11 protein-coding genes and 1 pseudogene are annotated in these 17,083 nt (G+C 71.5%); 5 read left to right on the forward strand and 7 right to left on the reverse strand.

All coding sequences use genetic code 11. The features are described 5' to 3' along the window. The first annotated feature begins 169 nt into the window (after nucleotides 1-169). A complete protein-coding gene (locus tag Dfulv_RS28205) occupies nucleotides 170-1,669 on the forward strand; it encodes a flavin-containing monooxygenase (RefSeq protein ID WP_259856538.1) in 1,500 nt (499 codons plus the stop codon). Nucleotides 1,670-1,720: 51 nt separating this feature from the next. On the opposite strand, the gene Dfulv_RS28210 is transcribed toward Dfulv_RS28205, so the two are convergent. Then, a complete protein-coding gene (locus tag Dfulv_RS28210) occupies nucleotides 1,721-3,190 on the reverse strand; it encodes an XRE family transcriptional regulator (protein ID WP_259856539.1) in 1,470 nt (489 codons plus the stop codon). Nucleotides 3,191-3,294: 104 nt separating this feature from the next. On the opposite strand from Dfulv_RS28210, the gene aceA reads away from it, so the two are divergent. After that, a complete protein-coding gene (aceA, locus tag Dfulv_RS28215; protein WP_259856540.1) occupies nucleotides 3,295-4,593 on the forward strand; it encodes an isocitrate lyase in 1,299 nt (432 codons plus the stop codon). Between the two features lies 1 nt (nucleotide 4,594). On the opposite strand, the gene Dfulv_RS28220 is transcribed toward aceA, so the two are convergent. The 4 genes and pseudogenes from Dfulv_RS28220 to Dfulv_RS28235 all read right to left on the reverse strand — a co-directional run bounded on the left by Dfulv_RS28220 (nucleotide 4,595) and on the right by Dfulv_RS28235 (nucleotide 9,462). Then, nucleotides 4,595-6,397: a glycoside hydrolase family 15 protein gene (locus tag Dfulv_RS28220; RefSeq protein ID WP_259856541.1), complete on the reverse strand. Its 1,803-nt coding sequence runs from the start codon at nucleotides 6,395-6,397 to the stop codon at nucleotides 4,595-4,597. A 266-nt stretch (nucleotides 6,398-6,663) separates the two neighbouring features. After that, nucleotides 6,664-7,296, reverse strand: coding sequence for a TetR/AcrR family transcriptional regulator (locus Dfulv_RS28225; RefSeq protein ID WP_259856542.1), 633 nt, complete (start codon nucleotides 7,294-7,296; stop codon nucleotides 6,664-6,666). Further along, nucleotides 7,194-8,554: pseudogene (locus tag Dfulv_RS28230) on the reverse strand (methyltransferase); the annotation flags it as partial. The pseudogene Dfulv_RS28230 and the gene Dfulv_RS28225, both read right to left, overlap by 103 nt. Further along, nucleotides 8,551-9,462, reverse strand: coding sequence for a hypothetical protein (locus Dfulv_RS28235; protein ID WP_259856545.1), 912 nt, complete (start codon nucleotides 9,460-9,462; stop codon nucleotides 8,551-8,553). The gene Dfulv_RS28235 and the pseudogene Dfulv_RS28230, both read right to left, overlap by 4 nt. 91 nt (nucleotides 9,463-9,553) lie before the next feature. On the opposite strand from Dfulv_RS28235, the gene Dfulv_RS28240 reads away from it, so the two are divergent. Together Dfulv_RS28240 and Dfulv_RS28245 are read left to right on the forward strand one after the other, a co-directional pair. After that, nucleotides 9,554-10,123 (forward strand): hypothetical protein, encoded by a 570-nt coding sequence (locus Dfulv_RS28240; protein WP_259856546.1) that lies wholly within the window; start codon nucleotides 9,554-9,556, stop codon nucleotides 10,121-10,123. Nucleotides 10,124-10,321: 198 nt separating this feature from the next. Beyond that, on the forward strand, nucleotides 10,322-12,544 hold the full coding sequence (locus Dfulv_RS28245) for an esterase-like activity of phytase family protein (RefSeq protein ID WP_259856548.1): 2,223 nt from the start codon (nucleotides 10,322-10,324) through the stop codon (nucleotides 12,542-12,544). Nucleotides 12,545-12,563: 19 nt separating this feature from the next. Here the strand turns inward: Dfulv_RS28245 and Dfulv_RS28250 are convergent, their stop codons facing one another. Beyond that, nucleotides 12,564-13,865: an aspartate aminotransferase family protein gene (locus tag Dfulv_RS28250; RefSeq protein ID WP_259856550.1), complete on the reverse strand. Its 1,302-nt coding sequence runs from the start codon at nucleotides 13,863-13,865 to the stop codon at nucleotides 12,564-12,566. A 134-nt stretch (nucleotides 13,866-13,999) separates the two neighbouring features. Between Dfulv_RS28250 and argG the strand changes: the two genes are divergently transcribed. Beyond that, the gene (gene argG / locus Dfulv_RS28255; RefSeq protein WP_259856552.1) at nucleotides 14,000-15,442 is read left to right on the forward strand and encodes an argininosuccinate synthase; all 1,443 of its coding nucleotides are present in this window, start codon (nucleotides 14,000-14,002) and stop codon (nucleotides 15,440-15,442) included. Between the two features lie 108 nt (nucleotides 15,443-15,550). Here the strand turns inward: argG and Dfulv_RS28260 are convergent, their stop codons facing one another. Next, entirely contained in the window at nucleotides 15,551-17,026 is a 1,476-nt protein-coding gene (locus Dfulv_RS28260) for an NCS2 family permease (protein ID WP_259856554.1), read from the reverse strand. Nucleotides 17,027-17,083 lie beyond the last annotated feature (57 nt).

Below are 17,083 nucleotides of genomic sequence, written 5' to 3' on the forward strand. Positions count from 1 at the left end.
GGCGCCGACGGCGAGGGTGTGGCCGGCGAGCGGGCGCGGCAGCAGCGACGACAGTACAGTGCAGAGTGCACAATCAGCCCCTCCGGACTGGTGCGGATCGCCCTCGACCCGTCGGCGCTCCGCGCCGCACCATGGAAGGGCCGAACGTCGCTGTTTGGAGCCGCCGCCGATGTCCGACCCGTCCGTTCCGCCCACAGCCGGACACCTCGACGTCCTGATCGTCGGTGCCGGGATCTCCGGCATCGGCGCCGGGCGCTACCTGAAGACGGAACTGCCGTCGAAGAGCTTCGCGATCCTCGAGGCGCGTGCCGCTTCCGGCGGCACCTGGGACCTGTTCCGCTATCCGGGCATCCGGTCGGACTCGGACCTCTACACCTTCGGCTACGAGTTCAAGCCGTGGCGGGACGAGGAGTCCATCGCCTCCGCGCCGCGGATCCTCGCCTACCTGCGCGAGACCGCGACCGAGAACGGCCTGGACCCGCACATCCGCTATCACCACAAGGTGCTCGCCGCGTCCTGGTCGTCCGGCGACGCGCGCTGGACCGTCGACGTCGAGCGCACCGACACCGGCGAGCGGCTGCGGCTGACCGCCGGCTGGCTGTTCTGCGCCGGCGGCTACTACCGCTACGACGCGGGGTTCACCCCGCACTTCGAGGGCCGGGAGCGCTTCGGCGGCCCGATCGTCCATCCCCAGGACTGGCCCGACGACCTGGACTACGCGGGCAAGCGCGTCGTGGTGATCGGCAGCGGGGCCACCGCGGTCACGCTGGTGCCGGCGATGGCCGGCACGGCCGGGCACGTGACGATGCTGCAACGCACCCCGTCGTACGTCATGCCCCTGCCGAAGAAGGACACCGTCGGCAACACCCTGAAGAAGTACCTCGGGGCGGCGCGGGGCCACGCGCTGACGCGGCGCAAGAACATCGCCCGCCAGCGCGCGATCTGGTGGTTCTGCCAGCAGTACCCGAAGGCGGCACGCCGGTTGATCCGCCTGGTCAACGTCAAGCAACTGCCGGAGGGCTATCCGGTCGACGAGCACTTCAACCCGCCGTACGGCCCCTGGGACCAGCGGCTGTGTGCGGTGCCCGACGGGGACCTGTTCCGGGCCATCCGCAAGGGCACCGCCTCGGTCGTGACCGACCGGATCGCCACCTTCACCGAGCACGGTGTGCTGCTGGAGTCCGGGCGGGAGCTCGAGGCCGACGTCGTCGTCACCGCCACCGGGCTCAACGTGCAGGCCCTCGGCGGCGTCGCGCTGACGGTCGACGGCACCGCGGTACACCTTCCCGACACCGTCGCCTACAAGGGCATGATGCTGTCCGGTGTACCGAACTTCGCGTACGCGATCGGCTACACCAACTCGTCCTGGACGTTGAAGGTCGGCCTGCTCTGCGAACACTTCTGCCGGCTGCTGGCCCACATGGACGCCCACGGGTACGACATCTGCCGCCCCGAGGTCGGCGACCCGGCGATGCCGACCCGGCCGTTCCTCGACTTCGGCGCCGGCTACATCCAGCGTGCCGTCGCGCAGCTGCCCCGCCAGGGCGCCCGCAGGCCGTGGCTGACCTCGACGACCTACCAGGCCGACGTCAAGCTGCTGCGCGCGGACAGCGTCGCCGACCCGGAGCTGCATTTCGCCTGTGCCACGGCGACGGCGGTCGCCCGATGAGCGCCGCGGACCGGTTCGCCGCCGCTGCTGCTCGCCCGCCGGCCGCCGGGCTCAGGGGTCGCCGGCGTCGGCGGCATGACGGTCGAGGAACTCGTACACCTCGGTGAGGTCGACTCCCGGGAAGACGCCGGGCGGGAGCACGGCCAGGACGTGTGACTGGGCGCGCGCCGACGGCCAGGCCAGCCGGTCCCACCGCGCCGCGAGGTCGGCCGGCGGCCGGGCGCAGCACGACGGATCGGGGCACCGGGACGTCCTGCGCTCGGTCGTCTCCCGGCCGCGGAACCATTTCGACTCCCGGAACGGCACGCCGACGGTCACCGCGAAACCCTCGCCCACGTCCCGGCTCGAGCACCAGTAGGTCCCGGTCGGCGTGTCGGTGTACTGCTCGAGGCCCGGATAACTGCGCGCCGACCGGAAGACCCGCCGCGCCGCCCACTGGCGGCACACCCGCTGCCCCTCGATCGCACCGTCGGCGTCGGCGGGGAAGACGACGCCGTCGTTCTCGTAGGCCTTGTGGATCCGCCCGTCCTCGTCCGTGCGGACGAAGTGCACGGGCAGGTCGAGGTGCCGCGTCGCGAGGTTGGTGAAGCGGTGCGCCGCCATCTCGTACGAGACCGAGAAGACGTCCCGCACGTCCTCGACGGCCAGCGACCGATCCTCCTTGGCGTGGCGCAGCAGCGGCACGGCGGCACGCTCGGGCACGAGGACGGCCGCGGCGAAGTAGTTCGCCTCGGTCCGCCGGCGCAGGTAGTCGGCGAACCCGGCCGGCGTGCCGTGCCCGAGGACAAAGGTCGCCAGGGTCTGCAGCAGCACGCTGCGGGTGTCGTGGCCGCCTGTCCAACTGCCCTGCGTCAGGTAGATCCGCCGGTTCCGGAGGTCGGCGACCGAGCGTACCGATCGCGGCAGGTCGCGCATGTACCGCAGGCGGAACCCGCAGTGGGCGGCGATGTCGAGCAGCACCCGCTGGGACAGCGCGCCGGTCCCGCCGTACCCCACCGCGTCGAGGATCCGGGCCGCGTGCGCCTCGACGGCCGGGAAGTAGTTGCCCTGCTCGCGCATCTCATCACGCAGCTGCCTGTTCGCCGTCCGGGCCTCCTCCGGCGTGCTGGCCGAGCGCTCGGAACGGCGGCGCAGCGCGTCGTACAGGCCGCTGATGTGCTCGAGCGCGGCCGTCGGCACACGCCGGCCCGGGCGCAGCGGCGGCAGCCCGAGAGCGCGGTACATGGGCTCCGCCTGCGCCTCCTCGACGGCGATCTCGAGCGCGGCCCGGCGGCTCGGCGGCTCGGGACGCAGCAGCTCGTCGGCGGACAGCCGGAAGGCGGCGGCGATCGCGGCGAGCAGGCGCAGCGTCGGCTGGCGGCGGCCGTTTTCGACCTGGGAAAGGTGCGACGGGGAACTGCCGACCGCCGAGGCCAGCTCGGCCAGGGTCAGCCGCCTCGCCCGGCGCTCGTGCCGGATGCGCCTGCCGACAAGGCGGAGGTCGGACTCGATACCGGGTGGCAACTCGGCCCTTCTTCCCACTGACGAAATTCTACCGTTTTTTCCGCGATGTCGCGTGTGCGGAGGCGTTCCCCGCGGGAAGCTTCCCCTTCTTTGACGGGCAGGAGACCCGGAGGTGATTCGAGATGACCGCACGTACCGACCTGGGCCTGGAGGCATGTGGGCTCGCCGCGCAGTGGAAGACCGACGCCCGCTGGTCCGGCATCGAACGGCCGTACTCCGCCGAGGACGTCATCAAGCTCCGCGGCACGATCCGCGAAGAGCACACGCTCGCCCGGCTCGGCGCCGAGCGGCTCTGGCAGCTGCTGCAGGACGAGCCGTACGTGGCCGCGCTCGGCGCGCTGACCGGCGGCCAGGCCGTGCAGATGGTCCGGGCAGGTCTCGGAGCGATCTACCTGTCGGGCTGGCAGGTGGCCGCCGACGCCAACACGGCCGGCCACACCTATCCGGACCAGAGCCTGTACCCGGTCAACTCCGTTCCGCAGGTCGTACGACGGATCAACAACGCCCTGCTCAGGGCGGACCAGATCGCGTCGACCGAAGGCTCGGAGGACGGGCGGTACTGGCTCGCCCCGATCGTCGCGGACGCGGAGGCCGGCTTCGGCGGCGCGCTCAACGCGTTCGAGCTCATGAAGGCGATGATCGCCGCGGGCGCGGCCGCCGTGCACTGGGAGGACCAGCTCGCCAGCGAGAAGAAGTGCGGCCACCTGGGCGGCAAGGTGCTGGTGCCGACACAGCAGCACATCAAGACGCTGGTCGCGGCGCGGCTCGCGGCGGATGTGTCGGACGTCCCCACGCTGGTGGTCGCGCGGACCGACTCGCTGGGCGCGACGCTCATCACGAGCGACGTCGACGAGCGGGACCGCCCGTTCATCACCGGCACACGCACCGCCGAGGGCTTCTACCGGATCGAGCCGGGGATCGAGTCGTCGATCGCGCGCGGCCTCGCCTTCGCGCCCTACGCCGACCTGCTGTGGTTCGAGACCAGCACGCCCGACCTCGAGCAGGCGCGGACGTTCGCCGAGGCGATCCATGCGGAACACCCGGACAAGCTGCTCGCCTACAACTGCTCGCCGTCGTTCAACTGGCGGCAGCACCTGGACGACGAGACCATCGCACGGTTCCAGGTCGAGCTCGGCGCGATGGGGTACCGGTTCCAGTTCATCACGCTCGCCGGCTTCCACGCGCTCAACCTGTCGATGTACGACCTCGCGTGGGACTACGCCCGGCGCGGCATGCCGGCCTACGTCGACGTGCAGGAGGCGGAGTTCGCCGCCGAGCCGCGCGGCTACACGGCGACCCGGCACCAGCGTGAGGTCGGCACCGGCTACTTCGACCTCGTCGCGACCGCGGTCGACCCCGCCGCCTCCACGACGGCCCTCGCCGGTTCGACCGAGGCGGAGCAGTTCACCGCGGCCCACTGAGTCAGCCCAGGGCACGGTCGAGGTTGAAGGCGGCGCTGATCAGCGCGAAGTGGGTGAACGCCTGTGGGAAGTTGCCCTGCTGCCGGCCGGTACGGGCGATCTGCTCGGCGTACAGCCCCAGATGGTTGGCGTAGGTCAGCATCTTCTCGAACGCCAGCCGCGCCTCGTCGAGGCGTCCGGCCCGGGTCAGCGCCTCGACGTACCAGAACGAGCAGATCGAGAAGGTGCCCTCCTCGCCGTGCAGGCCGTCGGGGCTCGCCTCGGGGTCGTAACGGTAGACCAACGAGTCGGACACCAGATCCGCCGTGAGCGCGTCGAGGGTGGCCAGCCACTTCGGATCGGTGGGGGCGATGAACTTCGCCAATGGCATCATGAGCACGGCCGCGTCCAGCACGTCGTCGCCCTCGTGCTGGACGAAGGCGCGCCGCTCGGCCGACCAGCCGCGCCGCATGATCCGCCGGTAGATCGTGTCCCGGATCCCGCCCCAGCGTACGAGGTCGGCGGGCAGACCCCGGTGGCTGGCCACGCGGATGGCCCGTTCGATCGCCACCCAGCACATCAGCCGCGAGTAGAGGAAGTTCTTCCGCCCGCCGCGGGTCTCCCAGATGCCCTCGTCCGGCTGGTCCCAGTGCTCGCAGACCCAGTCGACCAGAGCGCAGACCGCCTCCCAGTGGTCGCTGGAGATGGCCTTGCCCCACTTGTCGTACAGGTAGATCGAGTCGATGAGCGCCCCGTAGATGTCGAGCTGGAGCTGGTCGGCCGCGGCGTTGCCGACCCGCACCGGGGCCGAGCCCAGGTAGCCCTCCAGGTCCAGCTCGTGTTCGGGCAGCTCGGTACGCCCGTCGATGCCGTACATGATCTGCAGCGGCCCGGAGGGGCCACCGCCGCGCAGGGTCACGTGCCGGCTCAGGAAGCTCATGAACGCCTCGGCCTCACCGGTGAAGCCCAGCCGCAGCAGCGCGTACACGCAGAAGGCGGCGTCGCGGATCCACACGTACCGGTAGTCCCAGTTCCGCTCGCCGCCGACCTGCTCGGGCAGGCTGGTCGTCGGCGCGGCCACGATCGCGCCCGTCGGCGCGTAGGTGAGCAGCTTGAGGGTCAGCGCGGAGCGGTGCACCGTCTCCCGCCACCGGCCGCGGTAACGGGAGGCGGACAGCCAGCGCCGCCAGAACGCGACCGTGCCGGCGAACTCCTGTTCGGCCTCGGCGTGCGGGCAGCCACGCGGCGCGACACCGTCGCGGATCCGGTCGAGCGCGAACACCGCGGACTCGCCCTCCAGCAGCTTGAACGACGACGTCGCGTCCGAGGCGTCGATCTCGACCGGCGCCGTGGCCGTCAGCGCGAGAGCGAGGTCCGCCGACTCGAACAGCGTCTGCCCGTGGAGCTGGCGCACGGTGTGCGGCTGCGTCCCGAAGCCGAACCGCGGAGCCACCCGAGCGCGGAACGCCACCATGCCGCGCACGCACAGCACCCGCCGGATCAGGCGGTGCCGGTCGGCCTCGACCGAGTCGTCGACCACCGGCATGAAGTCCTGGACCTCGCCCACCCCCTCCTCGGTGAAGAACCGGGTGATGAGCACGTTGGTGTCCGGGAAGTAGAACTGCTTGGTGGCGGCCGGCCCGTCGGCCGCCAGCCGGAACGATCCGCCCCGGTCGGCGTCGAGGATCGAACCGAACACGCTGGGCGCGTCGAAACGCGGGCAGCAGTACCAGTCGATCGTGCCGTCGGTGCCGACCAGCGCCACGGTGCGCAGGTCACCGATCAGCCCGTGGTCGGCGATCGGCAGATAGCGTGCGGTCGGCATGTGTTCCTCCCAGGTCGGCGTGGGGACGCGAGACCATCGGCCACCGCCCGCCGGCGTACGGGCACCTGGGGCAGATACCCAGATCCGGCCGCTCACCCCAAAATCACCCGCGAGGGATGCGGGCCGTCAGCCGGGAGTCCAGGTACCGCTGCTCGCCCTCCACGGTGACGGACAGCGAGGTCGCCTCCTGCCCGCGGAAATCCCAGACGGCCTTGTACGCGTCGGGAAGCGGTCGGTCCGGAAACCGCCGCCGGCCGGGCGGTCTTTCAGCCGCGCCGGACCGCCCGGTTGATCCGGGAGTTGAGCGCACGCCGAGACACCGGCCCGAGGTCGTCGACCACCTCGACCAGGATGGCGAGCTGTTCCAGCGCGGCCAGCGCGTGCTCGGAACCCGTCTCGTCGACCCCGGCGTAGAGCTCGATCCCGACGAACGCCGCGGAGACCGCCCTGGCCAGCCCGCCCAGGTCGGCGACCTCCGCGAAGGGCGAACCGGCGAGCAGCCGGCGCAACACCGACTCGATCTCGTCGACCCAGAGCTGCAGGCACCCACCGACGGACGCGGCCAGCTTCTTGTCGGCCTGGGCGGCGGCGAGCAGCTGGGCGAGCATCGACACGTTGCCCAGCGCACGCTCCCGCACCTGCAGCCTGCGGCCCACGTCGAGCAGCTGGCGCAGCGACGTGACCCGGGCGAACTCGGCCGCGTAGGCGGCGACCCGGGCCTCGGTGCTCGTGCGGCAGGCGGCGGCGAGCAGGTCGTCGACGCTGCCGTAGTGGTAGAAGACGAGCGCCTGGTTGACCCCGGCGGCGGCGGCGATGGTGCGGGCCGAGACACCCGTGATGCCGTGCTCATTGACGGCGGCGAGCGCGCCTTCCAGCAGCCGCTGCTTGGTGTCGGACATCCAGCCCCCCATCGTGGTCACCCTCGACGGTACCGGCGAGGTGCGGCGGCGCTATGAGCGCGTCGGTGACGAGCTGGGCGAGCAGCCCGACGCCGGGCAGCCGCAGGAACCAGCCGGCGTACGCCCAGCCGAGGTGAACGTGCTCGAGCCCGCGGGCGACGGCGGCCACCCCCCGTTCCGTGTGGCCGTCGCCGCCCGTGTATCCGGCCCGCCGCAGCGGCCCCGGATGGCTCGCGGCCGGGGCGAGGACCAGCCCCCGCGGGCCCCGGCGGCGGAGGAAGGCCGCCGTCGCGGTGCACGGCCCGCAGTCGTCGTCGAGCCACAGAACCGGGGTGCGGCCCGTCCGGTACGGCGTCCACCGCGGCCACCAGTCGCGCACGTGCCGCCGGTACTCCAGCCACTGCTCCCCGTGCCGCCGGACGAGGGCCGCGCGCTCGTGCGGCGCGGCCACCCCGGCGCTGAAGGCGACCGCGAGCCCGGCGGCGACCGCGAGCGCCCAGCTGCGCGCGGCCATGGCCATGAGCAGCATCAGCGCGACGGTGCTGACCTGCATGGGATTCGCGACGTAGGCGTACGGTCCCGTCGTGACCAGTCGCCCGGGCGGGTCCCACGGATACGGCGTGCCCCGCCCCCGCACGAGCAGCTCCCGCACGGCGAGCAGCGCCGGCACCGACACCAGCAGCGCGAGCTGCGCCATCACCGGGGTGAGCAGCGGTTCCCAGGAGGCGCCGTCAACGGTGAAGGCGACCGTCGGCACCAGCCAGAGGGACAGCCCGGCGAAAACGACGACCTGCCCCAGCACCCGGACCGTCAGCAAGCGGCGTTCCGCACTCGCGACCCCGAGCAGCACCGAGGGCACCGCGACCGCCACGATGCCGGCCGCCTCACCGGCCCACCAGTCGTCGCCGAGCACGACCAGCGGCGCGAGCTCCGGCATCGCCAGCAGATCGAGCCAGAGCAGCAGGCCGAGCCCGATCGGTACCGGCAACCGGCGCCGCAGCAGCACCGGCACCACGCCCCAGAGCGCGGCCCAGCCGAGCCAGAGGTCGACCGGCAGGCCGCGGAACGTGCCGTCGACGGCGGCGAACGACCACCAGCCGGCCCGGCGGGCGACCGCGTCGAGGGCGGCGACACCGACCGCCGCGGCGACACCGGCGAGCAGCGCCGCGGCCCGGGCGTCGCGCCCCCGCTCCACCCGGAGCCCGATCAGCACGAGCGCGGCGGGGACGAGCAGGCAGGCGTAGCGGACCGTGATCACGACAGGGCCAGCATGTCGAGGAAGTGGCCGGCGCCCGCGTGGGTGAGGCCGTCCTGCAGCGGACCGAAGTACCAGCTCGGGTCGAGCCCGCGGCGGTAGGCCAGCACGATGCGGACCTCGGTGTGCGTGGCGTCTACCGCGTGCCACGACAGCTCCGCGCCCTCGAATCGCATCCAGCGTGCGGTGATCGAGTCGTTGCGGACGATGTCGAAGGCCAGCCGGCCGGGCTCGTGCGCGCTCACCCGGGTGACCAGTTCGCCGCCCGGCCCGTGCGAGCTGCCGTGGTACCCGAAGACCCAGAGGTCGCCGGGGTCGAGCCCCTGACCTGCGATGTGCTCCGGCATCGGCACGCCGAGGGCACGCAACGGGAGGGAACGCACCGCCGCGGTGCGCGGCCCGGCCGCGATCCGGGCCTCCACCTCGGCGGCGTCCGCGGCGACGACGCGTGTGACGGACACGGACCGGTCCGGATCGATGCGCCACTGCGGGGTCACGCCCTCCAGCCCCGCCAGGAGCAGCAGCGGTACGGGCAGCAGCGCATACCCTCGGCGATGCGTCCCGCGCCGGTTCAGCAGGCTCCCGAGGAGCTGGAAGAGACCGAGCGCGCCGTGCGCGACCGCATAGACCAGCGGCGCGGCGAGGATGACGCAGATCGCACCCTCGTGCATCCCCACGGCCACGACCAGCAGGAGCACGGTGACGAAGACGAAGAGCCGCCCGTGCAGGCTCTCCACCGTCACGAGGAGCAGGCCGGCGGCGAGCAGGGTGGGCAGCGCGACGAAGAACAGCGCGCTGTCCGCCCGCCCTTCCCGCACGGCGACCACGAACACGGCGATCCCGAACAGGCCGATCAGCGCGGCCAGGATCAGCTTGGCCGGCCCGGGCCGCCGGCCTCGACGTTCCTCCACAACGCACACCCCTTTTGAGCGACTGGTTTAAGCACTTGCTCAAACGGCAGCGTAGCGACGTTTGAGCGATCGCTCAAGACCTTGCGTATGGGTGGCCGCCGCGAGCGGCAACTGGCGCTTTGTGGCGAGGTTCGCCACGCCGGACCAGCTCGCGGCACATCCGTGGTCGGCCGGGGCATGGCAACTGGGGCCGCCGTTCGGCGCGATGGACGGACAGCCGGACGACAGAACCGCGCGGATCTCCGGCCCGGCAGCACTGCCACCCGGACGACAGGACCACGCCGACAACGTCGACTACCCGGCAGCGCAACCAACCGACGCCGACTTCACGCCGACGACATCAACGGCCCGCACACGCTCCGCGCACACGGCACCGCCCGGCGGACAGGCCGCGACCGGCATCGCCGAAGCAGCGGCATCCGGGCACACCACTCACGCCCCCGCTCACCATCCACAGTGGACGAACACCCGGCACTCAAGCGGCGGCCCAGCCCGCCAGACCCCCGACATTCCGGACATCTTGGTGCATCGACGTACGGTGATGTGTTCGACTCTCCATGATCCCGAAGACTTTGTGCACCCATCGCAGCACCAACCCTTCGGGATCATGCAGAACCAGGAAAATTGCATCCAACCTCTTCGATGCGAGTCCATATCGTAGGACCCGAACCCGATCGACGCTCCCCACAGCCGGAACGGCCCACTCGACTTCCGCGCGCCCGGCCACATCCCGTCGAGCTTCCTAGGAGGCTAGTCTGAATGCCGTGACCACAGCCACAGCGCTGGTTCATGATCGGAAAGTGTGGCGTTCACCCGCCGGACCACTCCGGGTCGCCGCCACGTGCCAGCGTCACGGCTCATGGCCCATCGCAAGCTTCCGGTCGTGCTCACCGCGCTGGCCGTGACCTCCACGGGATTGTTTCCCGCCAGCGCCGCGTCCGCCCATGCGGACCGCTCCCTGTTCTGGGACCGGCAGTCCACCTACCCTGTCTTCCAGAACCGGCCGGCCGGCGAGGCCCCCGCCGCCGAGACCTCGGCCGAGATCTCCGCCGTCACCGAGGACGGCCGCACCCTCATCTACACCGACGCGCCGGCGAAGCGGATCGGCTTCGTCGACATCCGCGACGGACGCCGCCCGAAGGGCCTGGGCACCCTGTCCGTACCCGGCGAGCCGACCTCGGTGACCGTGCGCGGCGCCTACGCGCTCGTTGTCGTCGGCACCAGCGAGCGCTTCACCAACCCGTCCGGCGTCCTGCAGGTGGTCCGGATCGCCGACCGGAAGGTCGTGCGCACCCTCGACCTCGGCGGCCAGCCGGACTCGATCGCGCTGAGCAAGACCGGACGGTACGCGGCGATCGCGATCGAGAACGAGCGCGACGAGGACGTCAACGACGGTGACCTGCCGCAGGCCCCCGGCGGCTTCGTGCAGATCGTGGACCTGCCGTCGGACGACCCGGGCCGCTGGTCGACCCGCAAGGTCGAGCTGACCGCGAGCGTGCTGGCCGCCGCCGGCATCACCGAGCCGGGTGACGCCGAGCCCGAGTACGTCTCGATCAACGGGCGCGACAAGCTTGTCGTGACGCTGCAGGAGAACAACGGCATCGTCGTCGTCGACCTGCGGACCGGCCGGCTGGAGAAGGCGTTCAGCGCCGGCACCGTCACCGTCAAGGGCGTCGACGTGGCCGACGACGGCAAGATCGACCTGACCGGGCAGATCACCGACGTGCCGCGCGAGCCCGACGCGGTCGCCTGGGTCGACGACCGTTACGTCGCCACGGCCAACGAGGGCGACTGGAAGGGCGGCACCCGCGGCTGGACCGTGTTCGACACCGTCACGGGCCGGGTCGCCTGGGATGCGGGCAACACGTTCGAGCGGCTCGCGGTCACGTACGGGCTGCACAACGACGACCGCTCGGACAACAAGGGCACCGAGCCGGAAGGGCTCGCGATCGCGACCTACCACGGCACGCGGTACGCGTTCGTCGGCTCGGAGCGCAGCAACTTCGTCGCGGTCTACGACCTGAGCAACCCGGTCCGGCCGGTCTTCAAGCAGATCCTCGCCACCACCAACGGTCCCGAGGGCCTGCTGCCCATCCCGTCCCGGGACCTCTTCGTGGTCTCCAGCGAGGAGGACGACGCGTCGGTCAACGTCCGCTCCAGCGTCACGGTCTTCGAGCTCGGCCGGGACAAACCCGGCTTCCCGAGCGTGGTCAGCCCGAAGGGCATCGGCTGGGGCGCGCTCGGCGCGCTGTCGGCCGTCCCCGGCAAGCCGTCCAGGCTGTACTCGGTGACCGACGCGGCCTACACGCCGACCCGGATCCTGACGCTGGACACCGGGGCCTCGCCGGCCGAGATCACCGCCGAGCTGGTCGTGACCGACGCGTCGGGCGCGCCGGTCGGCTACGACGCCGAGGGCGTCTTCGCCCGTCCGCAGGGCGGTTTCTGGCTCGGCGTGGAGGGCACGACCGGAAACGGCAACAAGCTCGTCCGCCTCGACGCCAGGGGGCGGACGGTGGAGACCATGGCGCTGCCCGCCGAGGTCGCCGCGGGCCTCGCCAAGCAGGGCATCGAGGGCGTCTCGGCGGTCACCGACCGGGACGGCGAGCACGTGTGGGTGGCGCTGCAGCGCGAGCTGAGCACCGACCCGGCGGGCGTGGTCCGCATCGGCCGCTACGACGTGGCCACCCGGCGGTGGACGTGGTTCGGCTACCGGCTGGAGACCACCACGACCGCCGGCGACTGGATCGGGCTCTCCGAGATCGTCGCCGTCGACCGCAACACCCTCGCGGTCATCGAGCGGGACAAGCTCAACGGCCCGGCGGCGAAGATCAAGCGCGTCTACACCGTCACCGTCCCGGCGAAGGACCCGGCGGCCGGCACGCTGCCGGTCCTGCCGAAGCGGCTGGCCGTCGACGTGCTGCCGGCCCTGCGCGCGGACAACGGCTGGACCCAGGAGAAGCTCGAAGGGCTCACGATCGGCGGCGACGGTCAGGTGTACGCGATCACCGACAACGACGCCGTCCAGGACGCCACCGGGGAGACCGTCCTGCTGCGGCTCGGCTCCGCGCGGAAGCTCTTCTGACGGTACGGCCCGAGCGCCGTCACCTGCTGATCAGGTGACGGCGCTCGTCGACGAAGTCGGCCACCGCCTCGACGAAGCGGGTGCACTCATCGTCGCCGACCGGCAGCGACAGCGCCACCATGCCGCGGCGGGCCAGGTGGAAGCCGCGGTGCAGCAGGTCGAAGAAGAACAGCTCCTTGCGCAGCGGGTCGCCCAGCGCGACGTCGGCGCCGGTGCGCAGCGGCCGGTCGGTGAAATGCACGGTCAGCAGCGAGCCGAGGCCGGTCGCCCGGGCCGGCAGGCCGGCGAAGACCCGGTTCAGCTCGGCGCGCAGCCGCTCGCCGCGGTCGTTGAGCGCCGCGAGCGCCGCCGGGGTGAGCACCCGGGTCAGCGCGGCCAGCCCCGCCGACATCGTCAGCACGTTGTTGTTGAACGTCCCGGCGTGCGCGAGCGCGTCGGGCCGGCGCGGGTCGTAGCGGGCCATGAGGTCGCGCCGCCCGCCGAACGCGCCGAACGACATGCCGCCGCCGACGTACTTGCCCAGTGTCGTCAGGTCGGGCCGGATGCCGAGCGCCGCCTGCCGCCCGCCGGGCGCGAGGCGTGACGTCATCACCTCGTCGAAGATCAGCACCGCGCCGGCGCGCTCGGTCTCGGCCCGCAGGACGGCGAGGAAGTCCGGGTCCGCCGGGATGCAGCCGCCCGAGCCGAGCATCGGCTCGACCAGGACCGCGGCCAGCTCGTCGCCGGCGCCGCGGATGGCGTCGCGGGCCCGCTCGGCGTTGTTGTACTCGGCCACCACCCACTCGTGCGGCACGTTGACCCCGCCGGACTTCGGGTCGTAGCCGGCCGGGAACGACAGCACGCCACCGTGATAGGCGCCCTCGAACACGAGCACCCGCCGGCGGCCGGTGGCGACCGTGGCGGTCGCCAGGGCCATGAGGTTCGCCTCGGTGCCCGAGTTGGTGAACCGCAGCAGTTCCATGGACGGGAACCGGTCCGCGACGGCGGCGGCGAACCGGGCCTCCGCCATCGGGTGCCCGGACAGCGTGACGCCGTTCTCGAGCGCCTCGACGACCGCGGCGCGGATCACCGGGTCGGAGTGGCCGAACAGCCCGGCCGTGTACTCGCCGAGCAGGTCGACGTACGCGTGACCGTCGGCGTCCCAGATCACGCAGCCTTCGCCGCGGACGATGCCGAGCGGGAAGGGCTCGTGGAACAGCACCGTGCGGGTGTTGCCGCCGGGCAGCACGGCGAGGGCGTCGGTGTACCGGGCGCTGCTGGCCGGGTTCGCCGCGACGTACCGCGCGCGAGCCGCGCCCACGGCGTCGGCAAGGCTGATCATCGCCGCAGCATAGTGTCCGGCGGGCGGCACGCTCAGGGTGACCGGAAGGTCGCCAGGAGTCCATCCGATGATTCCCGTCACGACCTGGCAATGATCTTGCATGATCATGCAGTCGACCGCATATACTCGCAGTCGTGTCCAAGGTGCTCAACTCCCTGCCGCTCGGCGAACGCGTCGGACTGGCCTTCTCCGGCGGCCTCGATACCTCGGTAGCGGTCGCGTGGATGCGCGAGAAGGGTGCCGTCCCGTGCACCTACACCGCTGACATCGGGCAGTACGACGAACCCGACATCGCCTCGGTGCCGGCGCGCGCCACGGCCTACGGCGCGGAGATCGCCCGGCTGGTCGACTGCCGCTCGGCCCTGGTCGAGGAGGGCCTCGCCGCCCTGGCCTGCGGCGCGTTCCACATCCGCTCCGGCGGCCGGGCCTACTTCAACACCACCCCGCTCGGCCGGGCCGTCACCGGCACCCTGCTGGTCCGCGCCATGCTCGAGGACGGGGTGCAGGTCTGGGGCGACGGCTCCACCTTCAAGGGCAACGACATCGAGCGGTTCTACCGCTACGGCCTGCTCGCCAACCCCTCGCTGCGGATCTACAAGCCGTGGCTGGACGCCGACTTCGTCACCGAGCTCGGCGGCCGCAAGGAGATGTCCGAGTGGCTGCTCGCCCGCGGCCTGCCCTACCGGGACAGCACCGAGAAGGCGTATTCCACCGACGCCAACATCTGGGGCGCGACCCACGAGGCCAAGTCGCTCGAGCACCTCGACACCGGCATCGAGATCGTCGAACCGATCATGGGTGTGCGGTTCTGGGACCCCGACGTGGAGATCGCCGCCGAGGACGTCACGATCGGCTTCGAGCAGGGCCGTCCGATAACGATCAACGGCAAGGAGTTCGCCACCGCCGTCGACCTGGTGCTGGAGGCCAACGCCATCGGCGGCCGGCACGGCCTGGGCATGTCCGACCAGATCGAGAACCGGATCATCGAGGCCAAGAGCCGCGGCATCTACGAGGCGCCCGGGATGGCGCTGCTGCACGCGGCGTACGAGCGGCTGGTCAACGCGATCCACAACGAGGACACCCTCGCCAGCTACCACAACGAGGGACGCCGGCTGGGCCGGCTGCTCTACGAGGGCCGGTGGCTGGACCCGCAGGCGCTGATGCTCCGCGAGTCGCTCCAGCGCTGGGTCGGGTCGGCGGTCACCGGCGAGGTGACCCTGCGCCTGCGCCGCGGTGAGGACTACTCCGTCCTGGAAACGTCCGGTCCGGCGTTCAGCTACCACCCGGACAAGCTGTCCATGGAGCGCACCGAGGACGCCGCGTTCGGCCCCGTCGACCGCATCGGCCAGCTGACCATGCGCAACCTCGACATCGCCGACTCCCGCGCCCGCCTGGAGCAGTACGCCGGGCTCGGCATCGTCGGTCCGAAACTGATCAGTGCCGCGCTGCCGAGCTCGACCGAGCTCATCGGCGCGATGCCCGAGGGCGGCGCCGAGGCGATCGCCTCCCGCGGCACGGTCCCGGCCGAGGACGACGAGCTGCTCGACCGCGCCGCGATCGAGTCCGGCACCGACTGACCAGCAGAGGCGCAGGACGTGGGCGGGTAGCCCGCCCCGCATGAAGACACCACCCGGCACGCCGCAGGCGGGGTCACCCGGAACCGGGGACCCCGCCTGTGGCGTCGGTCAGAACAGCAGCTCGAGCGGGCCGCGGAGGAAGTAGACCAGGAACAGCACCGCCACGCCGTACAGGAGCGGGTGCACCTGGCGCGCCTTGCCGCTGACCAGCTTGATCACCACGTACGAGATGATGCCGACGCCGATGCCGTTGGAGATCGAGTACGTGAACGGCATCAGCACGATCGTGAGGAACGCCGGCAGCGCGATGTCGTAGTCCGACCACTCGATCGTGCGGACCGCCGTCATCATCAGGAAGCCGACCACGACCAGTGCGACCGACGCCGCTTCGAACGGCACGACGGTCACGAGCGGCGCGAAGAACATCGCCACCAGGAACAGCGCACCCGTCACCAGGCTCGCCACCCCCGTCCGGGCGCCCTCGGCGACACCCGCCGCGCTCTCGATGTAGCTGGTGTTGCTCGACGTGCTGGCGGCACCGCCGGCGGCCGCCGCGACGGAGTCGACCAGCAGGATTTCGCGGGTCCGCGGCGGCATCTTGTCGGCGTCGAGCAGGTCGCCCTCCTGCGCCACCGCGACCATCGTGCCCATCGTGTCGAAGAAGTCCGTGATGAGCAGCGTGAACACGAACATCAGCGGGATGAGGACCCCGGCGGTCTGCCAGGAGTTGAGCACGTTGAAGTGCCCGATCAGCGACAGGTCGGGCCTGTCGATGATCTTGTCCGGCAGGGTGGGGACGTTGAGGCTCCAACCCTTGGGGTTGGGCTTGCCGTCCACGAACGACGGCCCGACCTTCGCGATCGCCTCGATGACGATCGCGAGCACGGTCGAGGCGAGAATGCCGATGAGGATCGCGCCGCGCACCTTGCGGACCACGAGCACGACCGTCAGCAGCAGGCCGACGCCGAACGCGAGCGCCGGCCAGCTGATCAGCTTGCCGCCGATGCCCAGCCCGACGGGGACCGTCGTGTTGGCCGCGTCGGGCACCCGGCGGACGAAGCCCGCGTCGACGAAACCGATCAGCGCGAGGAACAGGCCGATACCGACACCGATGGCGGTCTTGAGCTGTGTCGGTACCGCGCGGAAGACGGCCGTCCGCAGACCGGTGAGCACCAGGACGGTGATGAGCAGACCCTCGATGACCACGAGCCCCATGGCGTCGGCCCAGGTCATCTCGGGCGCGATCTCGAAGGCGACGAGCGCGTTGACACCGAGCCCGGCGGCCAGCGCCAGCGGGAAGCGGGCCACGACCCCCATCAGGATCGTCACCACGCCAGCCACCAGGGCGGTGGCCGAGGCGACCGCGGTGATGGCGAGCTTGCCGCCGGTGCTGTCGGTGCCGCTGCCGAGGATCAGCGGATTGAGGACCACGATGTAGGCCATCGTGAAGAACGTGGCGAGGCCACCGCGCACCTCGCGGCTCATCGTCGAGCCGCGTGCCGTGATCTCGAAGAACCGGTCGAACCCGTTGCGTGGCGCAGGCGGGACCACAACGGTCCGGTTGTCGACGGAGAGATCGTCCATGAAGCCTCCCTGGCAGACATGTACGTCGAATTACGCGCGCATGATCCCACCTCCATC

This window comes from Dactylosporangium fulvum (assembly GCF_025137375.1).
GTDB lineage: Bacteria > Actinomycetota > Actinomycetes > Mycobacteriales > Micromonosporaceae > Dactylosporangium > Dactylosporangium fulvum.

Excerpts from the sequence above, each read along its gene's own strand:
- Dfulv_RS28205 (WP_259856538.1), top strand. The coding sequence starts at position 170 with ATGTCCGACCCGTCCGTTCCGCCCACAGCCGGACACCTCGACGTCCTG.
- aceA (WP_259856540.1), top strand. The coding sequence starts at position 3,295 with ATGACCGCACGTACCGACCTGGGCCTGGAGGCATGTGGGCTCGCCGCG.
- Dfulv_RS28220 (WP_259856541.1), bottom strand. The coding sequence starts at position 6,397 with ATGCCGACCGCACGCTATCTGCCGATCGCCGACCACGGGCTGATCGGT.
- Dfulv_RS28225 (WP_259856542.1), bottom strand. The coding sequence starts at position 7,296 with ATGTCCGACACCAAGCAGCGGCTGCTGGAAGGCGCGCTCGCCGCCGTC.
- Dfulv_RS28245 (WP_259856548.1), top strand. The coding sequence starts at position 10,322 with ATGGCCCATCGCAAGCTTCCGGTCGTGCTCACCGCGCTGGCCGTGACC.
- Dfulv_RS28250 (WP_259856550.1), bottom strand. The coding sequence starts at position 13,865 with ATGATCAGCCTTGCCGACGCCGTGGGCGCGGCTCGCGCGCGGTACGTC.
- Dfulv_RS28260 (WP_259856554.1), bottom strand. The coding sequence starts at position 17,026 with ATGGACGATCTCTCCGTCGACAACCGGACCGTTGTGGTCCCGCCTGCG.